At 60.5% G+C, this 12,705-nt stretch carries 13 protein-coding genes; 5 read left to right on the top strand and 8 right to left on the bottom strand.

Going from position 1 to position 12,705, the window contains the following annotated elements; translation table 11 throughout:
* Positions 1-371: 371 nt before the first annotated feature.
* A complete protein-coding gene (locus ACWR1S_RS24375; protein WP_454565276.1) occupies positions 372-734 on the top strand; it encodes a DUF6124 family protein in 363 nt (120 codons plus the stop codon).
* A 118-nt stretch (positions 735-852) separates the two neighbouring features.
* Here ACWR1S_RS24375 and ACWR1S_RS24370 read toward each other — a convergent pair whose 3' ends face one another.
* From ACWR1S_RS24370 to cpaB, 8 genes are read right to left on the bottom strand one after another with little or no spacing between them, the layout of a single operon-like run.
* Positions 853-1,125, bottom strand: a complete 273-nt coding sequence (locus ACWR1S_RS24370; protein ID WP_034154790.1) for a DUF3613 domain-containing protein — start codon at positions 1,123-1,125, stop codon at positions 853-855.
* Between the two features lie 10 nt (positions 1,126-1,135).
* Positions 1,136-1,858 carry a hypothetical protein gene (locus ACWR1S_RS24365; protein WP_454565275.1) on the bottom strand — a complete coding sequence of 241 codons (723 nt, stop codon included), beginning with the start codon at positions 1,856-1,858 and terminating at the stop codon, positions 1,136-1,138.
* Positions 1,859-1,880: 22 nt separating this feature from the next.
* Positions 1,881-2,765, bottom strand: coding sequence for a type II secretion system F family protein (locus tag ACWR1S_RS24360; RefSeq protein WP_454565274.1), 885 nt, complete (start codon positions 2,763-2,765; stop codon positions 1,881-1,883).
* A 1-nt stretch (position 2,766) separates the two neighbouring features.
* Positions 2,767-3,651: a type II secretion system F family protein gene (locus ACWR1S_RS24355; RefSeq protein ID WP_454565273.1), complete on the bottom strand. Its 885-nt coding sequence runs from the start codon at positions 3,649-3,651 to the stop codon at positions 2,767-2,769.
* 17 nt (positions 3,652-3,668) lie between these two features.
* Positions 3,669-4,937: a CpaF family protein gene (locus tag ACWR1S_RS24350; RefSeq protein ID WP_454565272.1), complete on the bottom strand. Its 1,269-nt coding sequence runs from the start codon at positions 4,935-4,937 to the stop codon at positions 3,669-3,671.
* The gene (locus tag ACWR1S_RS24345; RefSeq protein WP_454565271.1) at positions 4,934-6,124 is read right to left on the bottom strand and encodes an AAA family ATPase; all 1,191 of its coding nucleotides are present in this window, start codon (positions 6,122-6,124) and stop codon (positions 4,934-4,936) included. Before ACWR1S_RS24345 ends, ACWR1S_RS24350 begins: the two co-directional genes overlap by 4 nt.
* A complete protein-coding gene (locus tag ACWR1S_RS24340) occupies positions 6,121-7,338 on the bottom strand; it encodes a type II and III secretion system protein family protein (RefSeq protein ID WP_194935546.1) in 1,218 nt (405 codons plus the stop codon). The genes ACWR1S_RS24345 and ACWR1S_RS24340 overlap by 4 nt, the downstream gene beginning before the upstream one ends.
* 20 nt (positions 7,339-7,358) lie before the next feature.
* Complete coding sequence (gene cpaB / locus ACWR1S_RS24335) at positions 7,359-8,300, bottom strand: Flp pilus assembly protein CpaB (RefSeq protein ID WP_454565270.1); 942 nt, start codon at positions 8,298-8,300, stop codon at positions 7,359-7,361.
* 330 nt (positions 8,301-8,630) lie between these two features.
* On the opposite strand from cpaB, the gene ACWR1S_RS24330 reads away from it, so the two are divergent.
* From ACWR1S_RS24330 to ACWR1S_RS24315, 4 genes are all read left to right on the top strand, one after another.
* Positions 8,631-8,840: a Flp family type IVb pilin gene (locus ACWR1S_RS24330; protein ID WP_007914649.1), complete on the top strand. Its 210-nt coding sequence runs from the start codon at positions 8,631-8,633 to the stop codon at positions 8,838-8,840.
* Between the two features lie 18 nt (positions 8,841-8,858).
* Positions 8,859-9,071 carry a Flp family type IVb pilin gene (locus tag ACWR1S_RS24325; protein ID WP_150750022.1) on the top strand — a complete coding sequence of 71 codons (213 nt, stop codon included), beginning with the start codon at positions 8,859-8,861 and terminating at the stop codon, positions 9,069-9,071.
* Positions 9,072-9,142: 71 nt separating this feature from the next.
* A complete protein-coding gene (locus tag ACWR1S_RS24320; RefSeq protein WP_127925706.1) occupies positions 9,143-9,550 on the top strand; it encodes a response regulator in 408 nt (135 codons plus the stop codon).
* A gap of 625 nt (positions 9,551-10,175) precedes the next feature.
* Entirely contained in the window at positions 10,176-12,581 is a 2,406-nt protein-coding gene (locus ACWR1S_RS24315) for an autotransporter outer membrane beta-barrel domain-containing protein (protein WP_454565269.1), read from the top strand.
* The last annotated feature ends 124 nt before the right edge of the window (positions 12,582-12,705 follow it).

Raw genomic sequence — 12,705 nt, 5'->3', positions numbered from 1 at the left:
GTCCCCTCTCCCTCCGGGAGAGGGCTAGGGTGAGGGTTGGCTTTTGGCTGTTTAATTTTGTGGCAGATAACCGGAACCTTCCTACACTGTTTTCAGGTTGTCCGTCGGACGTGCGCTCTCTAGTCTCTGGCTGTCGCTGAACACTCAGTGATCGGGTGTGAGAACCCGGCAATTTATGGTCATCAAGTCTTTGTGCACGCATAATCGCCGCCAGCTTGTCTGCTGTCTGCAATGTGTCATGGCGGCTGTGTGCGGGCAGACTTCGGTCTGGCCGGGTGTCCATAACCGGTATTCTCACCCCGCATATAGCTGCCACCTATTGCCCCGTGAGAATGGCAGTGGGTGGCGGCAAAGACTTTGGAGTTGTTTCAATGGACAAACTGATCCCCGACCCACCCATCGAACCCATCACCCCGCTCGAAGAAGCCATCCGCGTCGACAACCTCGCCAAAAACCGCGAAGCCATCAAACGCGCCCTCGATTTCTACCTCTGCCCAGAACCCGCGAAACCCCACCAATCCGCCACGATGTTCCTCATCCACCCGAAAATCGATACCGAAAGCCTGCTCGCCCACGCCTGCGAATCCCTGGCTTCGGCCAACACGCTGGCGGGTAACTTTGCCGATCAGTTGGCCCGGCCGGAACGCAATACGGCGCTGGCGATTCAGCAGATCGTCATGCTGGCCGAGCTGGCAGTAAACCGGGCATTGGATCGGGTAGATCCGCAGACCTGATCTGGCAGCCACACTGCGTCATCGTTCTTCGCGAGCAGGCTCGCTCCCACATTTTGAAATGCAATCTACCTGTGGGAGCGAGCCTGCTCGCGAAAGCGCTCGCAAGGTCAGCGCCTCACTAATTCTTGCTCTCGATCTTCCCACCCGCATCTGGATCATAAAAATCCGGAATCTCATATTTGTACTTCTTCAACCAGCGCTGCATCGCCAGATCCCGTTCGGTCGCGGTCGCCGTTTGTGGCTTGGGCGATGCGGCTTTGTTGCGGCTTTGCAGGACCAGCCAGCCTTCGGTTTCCTGTTGTTGCGCCGAGGCGGGGCCAGCGTCGATGGCGGCGGCGCTGAGAGGCAGGCTGAGCAGGGTCAAGTAGCACAGACCTTTGAAGGGATGCATGGCTGTCTCCTTACTTGAGCGATGACGGCAACGGGTCGGCGACGGCGGCCACTTGGTTGCTGGTGGCCGGTTTGGCCTTGACCGGGGTTTTGAGTTTTTCTGCGCGTTCCTGGGCTTCGGTGAATTGTTGCGGGGTCAGTTTGGCGCGGCTGACGATTTCGGCGGCTTGTGGCCAGTCGTTCTGATACAGCAGCAGGGTGACCATGTTCAGCGTTGCCAGTTGGTTGTTCTGCTTGAGTTCGATGGCGGTGAGGAACTCGAAACGAGCGTCGTTCAGGCGCAGCTGGTTGAGGTAGACCACGCCGAGGTCGTTGCGGATTTTTTCGTCGGTGGGGGCCAAGCGGGCGGCGCGTTGCAGGTGAGCCTGGGCTTGGCCGTTGTCGCCGCGAGCAGCGTAGAGCTGGCCGAGACCGTGTTCGGCTTCGGCGGTCAGGCAGCCGCCGAGCAGGCCGCGGTACAGCGGCTCGGCTTCGCTGCGGCCGAGCAGACGATAGACCTTGGCCTTGCGCAGGCGCACTTCGCTGATGTTGTCCGGCAGGCTTTGCAGGTTGGCCAGGCTGGCGTGCAGTTTGCCGTCGTTGGCCAGGTCGTCCGCGAGGTTCAGGGCCAGTTCCTGCTCCTGGGTCATTTTGCTGCAACTGCTCGGTGCCAGCAGTGTTGTCCAAGGTGCCTGGCCGTCGGTGGCGCAACCGCCGAGCAGCAACAGAGTTACCATGACTATCAGTACTTTCATCAAACGCTCTCCATGAGCAAGGTCAGTTTGCAAATGCCCGGGCAATCGCGGTGAAGCCCGGGCCGGCGAGTACGATCAACAATGCCGGAAACAGAAACAGCATCATCACCACCGACATCTTCGCCGACATTTTCGAGATGTATTCCTGCAGGCGCGTCAGGCGCCGGTCGTCCAGCAGTTGCTTGAGCGCCAGCAGCGATTTCATCGCGCCGCCGCCCTGTTGAATCAGTTGCTGCAGGATCACGCAGGTGTCACTGAATTCGTCCACGGCGAGCATCACCGCGGCTTTGTTCAACTCCTGGCCGAGCTCCAGACCGGAGTCGACACGAGTCAGAATCAGGCGCAGTTCGCTGGTCAGTTCCGGCAACAATTTTTGCGCTTCGATGCTGAGTACACGCAGGGCTTGTTCAACGGCCATGCCGGATTCGAACAGGATGCGCAGCAGCGGAATGAACGTCGACACCTCCACGGCGATGGTTTTCTGCCGGCGTGCCGCCGCATAGGCTAGCAAGCGTTTGGGCAGCAGGTAGCCGCCGCCGGCGGCGAGCATCGGCACGATCCAGCGGTTGTCAGCCTGCGGGAAAAACACCTCTTGCAGAAAAATCGCCAAACCCAATGTCAGCAGCGGCGTGCCGATCTGGCAGGCGGCGTACAGCGCCCGCTCGTTGGCGCGGCGCCAGCCGATGCGGTTGAGCAGGGTCTGGGTTTCGCTGTCGATGCTCACCGAGCGTTGTCCGAACTTACTGCCGCCCAGTGCGCGCAGCCAGCTGCCGAAGCGGTTTTCACGCACCAGATGCCCTTGCAAGCGCTGATTGACCTGACGCACTCGACGCCGTTCGGTCAGCAAGTGATTGACCACGAGTAGCAGGGCGCCGAGCAGCAACATGAGAGCGGCGAGGTAGACCATGTCAGACGCTCCGCAACATGCGCCACAGCGCCAGGCTTCCAAACACTTGCAACACGGCGGCGCTGATCAGCATGTGCTGCCCGCTCGCGTCGTTCCACATGCCGAGCATGTAGCCGGGGTTGGTTAGCATGAAGTAACTCACCAGCAACAATGGCAGCGCGCCGAGCACCCACGCGGTCATGCGGGTTTCGCCGGTGAGGGCGCGCAGTTGCCGCGCGCCTTGGTCACGTTCGCGGATCAGTTTGATCAGGTTCTCCAGCAGCTCGCTGGCGTTGCCGCCGTAGCGATGATTGACCTTCAGGCCGAGGGCGAACATGCGCAGTTCGTCCTGTTCGTACAGTTCGGCAAAGTCGCTGACGGCATCCGGCAAGTTCACCCCCAGTTGCACGTTGCGCTGGACCCGGCCCATGGCTTTTTTCAACGGATCTTCGCTGGCTTCAATGCCGCCCATGACCGCGTCGCTCAGGGTGCGCCCGGACTTCAGGCTGCGTACGGTGTGATCAAGTAATTGCGGCAGTTGCTCGATCATGCGTTTGATTCGGCGCTGGTAAAGGAAGGCGATATACAGTCGCAGCACCAGTGGCGGAACAACGACCATCAGCAGCAGGCCAACCCAGTCGGCGAGGAAATAACCCAGCGCCATCGCGAGCGCCCACAGGCTCAGCCACAGGCCGAAACGTTCGGTCGGACGGCCCAGCCCGGCGCGCAGAAACATCCGTTCCAGTCCAACCCACACAGGTTTTTCAGGCGCCAGTTGCGGTTGTCCGGCGGCGAGTCGGTTGAGGACTTTTTCCGTGGCAGTCTTGCGCAAACCTTGCAGGAACAGGCGAATCGACAGCCCGAGCAACATCAGGCAGATAACGATGAGAATGATCGGTCCCAGCATGCTCGCAGCTCCTTGCGTCAGCCCAGATGCGCCTCGTGGCGCAGCTTGTCGCCGGCCGGGTTGATCGCTTCGCGCAGGAAACCAAAGCCTGTGCGGCGGTCGAGGCGGAACAGGGTGTTGGTGACGTAGACGTCTTCGCGAATACCGACCACTTCCACCACCTCACTGACGCAGCGGCGCCCGTCAGGCATGCGCGTCAGCTGGATGATCACGTCGAGGGCGGCGCAGATCATCTGGCGCAGGGTGCGCTCGGCGATGGAGCGACCCGTCAGGCCGACCAGTGTCTCCAGACGCAGCAGGGCATCCTGGGCGTTGTTGGCGTGCACGGTGCTCATCGAACCGTCGTGACCGGTGTTCATCGCCGTGAGTACGTCGACCACTTCGACACCGCGAATCTCGCCGAGAATGATCCGGTCGGGGCGCATCCGCAAAGCGTTGCGAATCAGGTCGCTGGCCTTCACTTCACCGTGGCCTTCGGCGTTCGGCGGCCGGGTTTCCAAGCGCACCACGTGCGGGTGCCCGAGCTGCAATTCGGCGACGTCTTCGATGGTCACCAGACGTTCGTGCGGATTGATCAACTGGCTGAGAATATTCAGTAGCGTGGTTTTGCCGGTGCCGGTGCCGCCGCTGATGAGGATGTTGCAGCGCTTGCCGACGGCATCCTGGAAAAACTCGAAGATCGGCAGGTCGATGGTTTGCATGGCCATCAGGTCGGTGCTCTTGAGCATGTCCTTGCGAAATTTGCGGATCGACAGGCACGGCCCGTCGAGAGCAATCGGCGGAATGATCGCGTTGACCCGGCTGCCATCCGGCAGGCGTGCATCGACCATCGGCGAAGACTCGTCAAGGCGCCGGCCGAGCGGCGCGAGGATGCGCTGCATCACCCGTTCGACGTGATGCGCATCGATAAACCGCAGGTCACTCTGGTGCAGCACACCGTCGCGTTCGATGAACACCCGGTGCGGCCCGTTGACCAGAATTTCGGTCACTGACTGATCGCGCAGCAACACCTCCAGCGGGCCGAAACCGGTGAGTTCGTCGACGATCTCTTCGGCCAGCCGCTCCATTTCGTAGCGAGAAATCGCCAGGTGCAAACGCGCGATGTATTCGGCGACTTTGTCGGTGACAAATTGCGCGAGTTGTTGGCGTGAACCTTCCAGCAGGTTTTTCCCGGACTCTTCCAAGGCGTCGATGATGTAGCGATGCAGGACCAGTTTCAGGCCTTCGTGATCGCTGTTGCCGACGCCACTGCGGGGCGCCGCACCGAAGAGTTTTTCTGCGCTCATGAGGTGCCTCGCAAGCGGTCGAACCAAGTGACTTTAGGCTTGGCCAGGCCTTCGGAGCGTTTCGCCAGACGTTCGCCGAGCGCGCGCAGGCTCTGCGTGAGCTTTTCGCGCGGGGCCAGTTCGAATAGGCTGACGCCCTGGTTTTTGGCGTTAAGGCGCACTTCCGGGGTGAGGGCCAGTGTGGCGATCACTTCCAGATTGAAGGTCTTGCCGAGGGTTTCCGAGTTGGGCGCGACGTTGCTCAGGTAGCGGTCGATCAGCAGGCGCCCGTGGTCGAGTTTCATGCCTTTTTCCCGCCACAGATTGAGCACTGCGAGGTTGCGTCGGCAGTTGAGCACGTTCTGGTCGGTGTACCAGAGCAACTTGTCGCAATGGCTGACGAAGGTGCGCAAGGCTTCGCTGTCGGTCTGCCCGGTGAGGTTCACCACGATGTGCTGAAAGTGCTGGCGCAAGGCGCTGAGCAACATGTACAGCTCGGCGGCGCTGGTGCTCTCCAGCGGCTCATCGTTGCTGGCATAAGCAAGAATACGCAGGCCGGCTTCGGCGCTGGTGAAGGCGCTGTCGATCAGCGTGGCGTCGAGCCTTCGCAAGTGGCGCAAGGCATCGCCGAAGTGGAACGAGCTCTCCAGCCCGAGCAGGGCGAGGCTGTCACCGCGCGGCAAACCGAGATCAAGCAACAAGGTCTGCTGACCGCTCTTTTGCACCACCAATGCCATGTGGTTAGCGAGCAATGCGCCGTCCGAACTGCTCTGCACGCCATACATGACCGTGAGGCCACCCAGTTGCGTGTTCTGCGCCACGGGTGGCAGGCGTTTGCTCAAGCGCCGCACCAGCCCGGCGACTTCACTGGAGCGCGATCCGTAGGCGACAAAATCGCGCGCACCGGCGCGCATGGCATTGAGCACCAGTTGATTGTCCATGCCGTCGCCGAGGGCGACGATTGCCAGCATTGGTTTGGCCTCCAGCGCGCCTTCGATCAGCGCGCTCTGGGCGACCACATGCTCGCGATCAAGGCCGACGAACACCAGGCTGGCAAAGGTGACGTCGACCAGCGCCAGCAGTTCGTCGAGGCTGCCGCCACCGGCGCTGACCACCTGACCGAGCGGCGCGAGCGCGCCTTGCAGCCACTCCAGATCGGTGCTGTTGCGGGTGATGGCAAGAAAGGTCTGGCTCAGGCTCTGGCTCATTGCGATAACCCGCTGCGCTTGTCGAAGTTGCCGTTTTCCAGGAAGAACATGCGGTAGAAATTCGGGTCGTAATTGCGCAGTTTCTCGCCGGGCAACGACGGCAGTTGGGCATCGGCGGCCAATGGCTGCACCAGATGCGGAGTGACGATCATCAGCAATTCGCGCTCTTCGCGTTTGATCTGCGAGCCTTTGAAAAAGGCGCCGAGCACCGGGATATCGCCGAGGCCGGGAAACTTGTTCACTTGCGAGCTGTTGGTGGTGCTGATCAGGCCGCTGATGACGAAGCTTTCGCCATCGCCCAGCGACACGCTGGTGTCGGTGCGGCGGATGGTCAGGGCCGGCACGGTGGTGCCGGCGATTTGTACAGCATTGCTGAAGTCGAGTTCGCTAACTTCCGGGGCGACCTTCAACGCGATGCGATCACGGCCGATGATGGTCGGCGTCAGGGTCAGGCGGATGCCGAACTCCTTGTATTCGATCGAGACGCTGTCGCTGCCGGAACTGGGCACCGGAATCGGTATTTCACCACCGGCGAGAAAGCTTGCGCTCTGGCCGTTCAGCGCGACCAGACTCGGCCGCGCGAGGGTGTAGGCAAAGCCGCTGGTTTCCAGCGCGTTGATGATCGCCATGGTCTTGCCGCCGATCCACGAGAAGTTGAACAGCGAGTTGTCCACCGGCAGGCGGGGCTGCGGCACCCCGTCAATCGGCGGCAGGGTGCCGGGCGAACCGAAGAGGAAATTGCCACGCGTACCGATCAGTGAAGCGGTGGCTTCCTTGAGTTTGGTGCGGCTGACTTCGACGAACCGGATATCGGTCTGCACCTGGGACGGCAGGTTCGGGTCATCCGAGGGCAGGGTGCCGGTCATGGCGGCAGTGGCGGCGCCCTGAACAAAGACCATGCTCTGGCGCGGCTCGCTCGAACACGACGTCCAGACCATCAGGCTGGTGGCGCCGGGTGCAACACCGGTGAGCAGAAAGGACGAGCTGCCGTTGGCGTGCACGTCGGCGATTTTCGGGTCGCCAATGGCCAGACGAGTGATCGCCACTGGCGATTGCACGTCCTGCTGAAAGCCTTCGCCGATTTCGATCACTGGCGGCATGCGCCCGAGTGCCGAGCAATTGCCGACCGCCGCCAACGCGGCGTCCATCGACAGTCCCATCAGTAACAGGGCGCACAACATGGGTTTGAATGTCGGCCTGAAACGACTCTGCATGCCCTTGGATCCTTGCGCTGTCATGGGTTTTGTTGGGTGATCTGATTGCCGCGAATGATTTCCACGGCAGGCTTCGGGGCTGCGCCGGAACCACCGCTGGAAGGCGCTTTCGGCCCGGTGCCCAAGGCCAGTTGGGTGAACTGGAAGAGTTGGCTGTTGGCAGTGTTCAGATGTGCCGGCGCCTGAGTTTCGCCGGCCCAGTATTTGGCCAGGCGTTGTTCTTCGCTGCTGCGTACGGCCAGACGCAAGGTGCCGACTTGCGTTGCCAGCATCAGTCGGCTGAGCAGTTGTTCCGGCACCGCCAGCACCACGGTGCGCGCGGCGATGCGGCGTTGATCCTGTTTGAGTTTTTCCTCGGCGCTCAGGGCCGGCGAGGCCGGTTGGCCGTCGTTGGTCAGTCCATATTGATCGCCAACCCCGAGCACGCGCATGGCCGGGACGACGATCTGCGCCGACTGTTCGAGGTTGCTGGTGTCCTGGCGCAGATACAGCAGCACATCGACGTAATCGCCGGGGATCAGTTGCCCGGCCGCGCCGATCACTTCGTCGACGGCCACGGTGAGGGCGCGTTCATCACTGTGAATCATGCGTGCCAGTGAGCCGCCGGCAGTGAAGCTTTCATCGTTCAGCCAAGTGCCGGCGCTGAGCTGCCGCCACGGCGTACGGCCGACGGCCTGGTCGACGTTGCTCAAGCTGCCGGCCGGTGCACTGCGCAGTTTTTCCACCGCGACATCGGCAGCGGTCAGCGCGGTGAAGGGCGGCACGTCGTGCAGCAACACCAGCACCGGTTGGCGGGTCTGGTCTTCGGCGATCGCGACAGTTTTTTCAACGGTGACGGCTGGGGCAACGGGCGCTTCGGCGACGGGTGCCGGTTGACGACTGAGCACCAGCCCCCAGTAACCGACAAAGATCGCTCCAAGCATAAGGATGGCTGCAAGGCCCATGGTGACGCGACTGTTCATGACGGCTCTCCCTTTCCTGCTGCACTACCCACTGCACTTGCTAACGAGAGAAGTTCCCAATCTGGCAGCTATGAACATGCAACTATTTCGCTATTTCCACGCTAGCTGATTCGAGCCAAAACGCCATTAGTGACAGGAAAATAACCCACTAAAGTATGAGTCTTGGCCAATTAACAGCAGCCATCGGCAACTTCGCGATGTGATTAATCCTTTGTGATTAATCCGTTCTTACAGTTGTTGGGTGGGGCTTTGTTGACAATGCTCAAATGGCACGGTGGTTTTTACCGCAGCAGCGTGACATGGGCGCCACAGGCGCAAAGGAGTAGTCGTATGTGTCGGATGATCCTCGATTATTTGATGGCCAGAGTCCGTTTGCTGGTCAAAAACGAAGAAGCCGCGTCGGCGATCGAATATGCGATCGTGGTGGCGATGGTTGCCGTGGTCGTGGTGGCTTTCGTCACGCCGCTGGGTAACCGCGTGTTGGCTTACTTCAACAATATTCTGACCGGGCTGGGTGGCACAGCGGTAACCAGGCCCTGACTGGCAAGGAGAATGGCGATGCTCTTTGATTATTTGAAAGTGCGTGTCCGCGGCTTCTTTGCCAGTACTGAAGCCGCGTCGGCAATCGAGTATGCGATTGTCGTGGCGATGGTGGCGGTGGTGGTCATCGTGTTCGTCACCCCCGTTGGCGCCAGGGTACTGGTGATGTTCAACAATTTGCTGGTGGCACTGGGCGGCACTGCCGTGACGGCCCCCGCACCGCCGCCCTGAGTTGAATGAAACTGCTGCCTGGTTGATGCCGCGCTACACTCGGGTTCACTTTCAGTTTTCAGGGATTGCCCATGACTGCTTCCTCGCTGCCGCGCCAACAGTTGCTTCTGGTTGACGATGAAGAGGACGCGTTGCTGGAGCTGGCAGAGTTGCTGGAGGGTGAAGGGTTTACTTGCCATACGGCGACGTCGGTGAAGCTGGCGTTGCATCATCTGACGCGGTATCCGGATATCGCGTTGGTGATTACTGATTTGCGTATGCCGGAGGAGTCCGGGATGTCGTTGATCAAGCGCTTGCGTGAGCATACTTCTCGGCAGCATTTGCCGGTGATTGTGACGTCGGGGCATGCGGATATGGAGGATGTCAGCGACATGTTGCGGTTGCAGGTGCTGGATCTGTTTCGCAAGCCGATTTATCACGTCAGGTTGTTGGAGACTTTGGATAATCTGTTTCCCAAGCCTAAGGTTCAGGTTGGCTGAGGTTGAACTCGGCGGCCTTTGGGCCGACCGTGCTTTGGGTGTTTTTGGTGAATATCCGTTGCTGCGGGTGTTGCGGCTGGCGGTTCCGCTCTTACAGCGGGTCACTTTTTCAGACGCCAAAAAGTAACCAAAAGGCTGGGCCCCGGCGTTCGGCCCCTCGCTGGGGCTCGGGGTTCCTTCGTTCCGGGATCGATCCCGGGGCATCGCTTCCGGTTTGCTTCGCTGCACCTCCTTTCGATGTGTTCGACTTCGTCGAACGGCGCTGCGCGCCTACCCCCGGATCAATCCCTCCACTCAGCCTGCCGAAGGGGCCAGCAGATCAAGAGCTGCAGCCGAGCTAACGCTCATCCTGTTGAGTGGTGAGGAGCAGAAGGGATGTGCGATTTGCGCTGTTCTTGCGTTTGTTTTTCTGTGGGAGTGAGCCTGCTCGCGATTGCGGACTGACAGTTGGTCGGTTTCTTTGAATATTTGACGTCATTTCTTTGACTTTTTGATGGTGTCAAAGTGATGGCTCGTGTACATTCCCCGCGCCCGAGCCAGGACACCTGGCGGGCCGGTAGGGATGCCTGAATGAATACGTGAACCCTGCTGAAACTGTTTTTCATGTTTTGGAAGGGAATCTCGTTTGAATACTTCTTGTCTGCGCCGCTCTTTGCTGGCGCTTTCTGTGGCGGCTGCCGTTGTTCAGGCTCCGGGTGTCGGCGCTGTCACGCTCAATTACGATCTGGGCACGGGGCCATTGGTCAGCGTCAAGCAGACGTACGATTTTCTGAATCTCGTGGGCACGGCGAATGTTGTGGAAAGCTCTTCGTCGGCGATGACCAGCGCGGCGCGGTTCACCGGTTTGTCGGTCAATAGCGAAATCGTCAACAAGGCCAGGATCACCATCGATGGCGCCACCCACGGTGTCGGGATCGACATAGCGCCAGCGGCGGGCGTGTCGTGGGCGCAGCTCGGCTACAACTTCAGCAACGAGGGTTCGGTCACGGTCAATGGCCTGGCTGCCAGCGGTGAATCGACGGGTATCGCGCTGAAGGACACTCCGGTTCGTGGCACCTTCATGAACTCAGGTCCAATCACGGTGAGCGGCAATAACGCCACCGGGGTTGCGCTGATCGACACTTCGTTTGGCCGCGGTGTGATCAACTCCGGCCCCATCGTCGTCAGCGGCACCAACGCCCGTGGCCTTTATCTGGAAAACACCGCACTGTCCGCCGCCGTCGTGAGCCGGTCGACGCTCAGGGCCACCGGCAGTGGCGCCGAAGCTTTGGTGTTGAACGGGGTGCAGCTTGTGTCTGCATCGAATGCGAGCCAATACGGTCTCTACAACTACGGCAACGTATACGGGGAGAGCATCGGCATTCATGTGTACAACCAGCCCGCAGGACAAGGTCCGCTCAACATTGTTCAGTCATACGGCATGATCGAGGGCGGTACGGCGGCCATTCAAGTGGACGATGGCCTGAGTTACTTTTACTGGAATAACGGCGATGTCAAAGGCGACTTGCTGGGCCTTTCCGGGGTGTCGATTGATGGCGAGGTCAACTTCGATGGTGCGACGATCAAGTCCGGTTACGTCACGGTACAAGAAGGCACTCTGACCCTGGCGCGGGCGCACACCACGATCGTCGGCGATCTGGACATGGAAGAAGCGGACTCGGTGATTGCGATGTCGGTCGGCAATGACACCGACATCAACCGGGCGATTCTGACCGTCACCGGCACCACCGAGATCGCGCCGGGCGGTCATGTGCAATTGCAGGCGCGCTCCAGCGATTTTCGCACGGCCGCCGGTGGCAACCGTTACACGTTGATCCGTTCGGGCAATCTGATCGGCGGCGAAAACCTTACGGTTGAGTCGTCTTCGGCATTGCTCGAAGTCAAAAGCTATGGCGTTGAAGGTAACGACGTTAAGGCGCTGGTCAGCACCAAGTCGCAAGATGTGTTGACGCAAAATACCCTCGATGCCGGCGGCAGCCAAAACGCTGCTTCTGCGCTGGTCGGACTGTCGGCCTCGCTGATGTCACGTCTTGGTGAGCAGGATCCGGTGTTCCAGGCGTTCGCCAATGCCGACACCGACACGCAAATGGCGCGGCTGGCCGAGACACTCGGCCCGGACGTCAGCCGTGGCGTGCTGCACGCCGCCGCCAACAGCCAGACGCTGGTTTCCGACGTGATCAACGACCGCGCCAATCGTGCACGTACGACCACCGTCGCCCCGGAAAAAGGCGTCTGGCTGCAAGCCATCAGCAGCGATGCCGATCAGGATGCCCGTCGCGGTGTCGCCGGTTATGACGCCGACAGCCACGGGATTGCCGTCGGCGCCGACGGTCAGTTGAACGCCGACACATCGATCGGTCTGGCTTACAGCTACCTCGACACCGACGTGAAATCCGATCTCGGCAGCAAAACCAAAGTGACCGGCCACGCGCTGACGGTCTACAGCAACTGGACGCATGACAACTGGTTCGTCGACGCTTCGCTGATGTACGGCTGGAACGACAACGAATCCAAACGCTACATCGCCGGCACCCGCGCCAAAGGCGATTACGACAGCGATGTATTCGGCGTCAGTGCCTTGGCCGGTTATACCCTGCGCCTGACCCCGGGTGTGGTGCTGGAGCCGCAGGTTGGTGCGCGTTACGCCAACGTCGGCATGGAGTCGTATCGCGAGAAGGGCAGTTCGGCAGCATTGAATGTCGGCAGCCAGCGCTACGAAGTCGGTGAGATGGGCTTCGGTGCGCGCCTGGCCGCGGATTTTGCGCTCGGCACCGGCAGACTGGAACCTGAAGCGAAAGTCATGGCCTGGCATGACGTGATTGGCGACAAGGTGGCGACCTCCTCATCGTTCGTACTCGGCGGCGACTCATTCACCAGCCGTGGCACCACACCCGTGCGCGACAGCTATGAATTGGGCCTAAGCGCCAACTACCGGATGGGCGCGTGGAGTGTCGGCGGTTCGTACAACTACGTAACGGCCAGCGGTTTCAATGCCGACGGCTTTACCGCGAAGGTGCGTTACGCGTTCTGATCCGCATCACGTAAAACCTGTGGGAGCGAGCCTGCTCGCGAAGACGGTGTGTCAGTCAACAGAACGGTTGGCTGATCCAGCGCCTTCGCGAACAGGCTCGCTCCGACAGTTGTTTTGACTCAGG

Source organism: Pseudomonas sp. AIG, from assembly GCF_977020205.1.
This window is presented reverse-complemented; position numbering and strand designations above follow the sequence as displayed.

What these genes read in the sequence shown, in the direction of transcription:
- ACWR1S_RS24375 (WP_454565276.1), top strand. Translation starts at nt 372, where the DNA reads ATGGACAAACTGATCCCCGACCCACCCATCGAACCCATCACCCCGCTC.
- ACWR1S_RS24370 (WP_034154790.1), bottom strand. Translation starts at nt 1,125, where the DNA reads ATGCATCCCTTCAAAGGTCTGTGCTACTTGACCCTGCTCAGCCTGCCT.
- ACWR1S_RS24365 (WP_454565275.1), bottom strand. Translation starts at nt 1,858, where the DNA reads ATGAAAGTACTGATAGTCATGGTAACTCTGTTGCTGCTCGGCGGTTGC.
- ACWR1S_RS24360 (WP_454565274.1), bottom strand. Translation starts at nt 2,765, where the DNA reads ATGGTCTACCTCGCCGCTCTCATGTTGCTGCTCGGCGCCCTGCTACTC.
- ACWR1S_RS24355 (WP_454565273.1), bottom strand. Translation starts at nt 3,651, where the DNA reads ATGCTGGGACCGATCATTCTCATCGTTATCTGCCTGATGTTGCTCGGG.
- ACWR1S_RS24350 (WP_454565272.1), bottom strand. Translation starts at nt 4,937, where the DNA reads ATGAGCGCAGAAAAACTCTTCGGTGCGGCGCCCCGCAGTGGCGTCGGC.
- ACWR1S_RS24345 (WP_454565271.1), bottom strand. Translation starts at nt 6,124, where the DNA reads ATGAGCCAGAGCCTGAGCCAGACCTTTCTTGCCATCACCCGCAACAGC.
- ACWR1S_RS24340 (WP_194935546.1), bottom strand. Translation starts at nt 7,338, where the DNA reads ATGCAGAGTCGTTTCAGGCCGACATTCAAACCCATGTTGTGCGCCCTG.
- cpaB (WP_454565270.1), bottom strand. Translation starts at nt 8,300, where the DNA reads ATGAACAGTCGCGTCACCATGGGCCTTGCAGCCATCCTTATGCTTGGA.
- ACWR1S_RS24330 (WP_007914649.1), top strand. Translation starts at nt 8,631, where the DNA reads ATGTGTCGGATGATCCTCGATTATTTGATGGCCAGAGTCCGTTTGCTG.
- ACWR1S_RS24325 (WP_150750022.1), top strand. Translation starts at nt 8,859, where the DNA reads ATGCTCTTTGATTATTTGAAAGTGCGTGTCCGCGGCTTCTTTGCCAGT.
- ACWR1S_RS24320 (WP_127925706.1), top strand. Translation starts at nt 9,143, where the DNA reads ATGACTGCTTCCTCGCTGCCGCGCCAACAGTTGCTTCTGGTTGACGAT.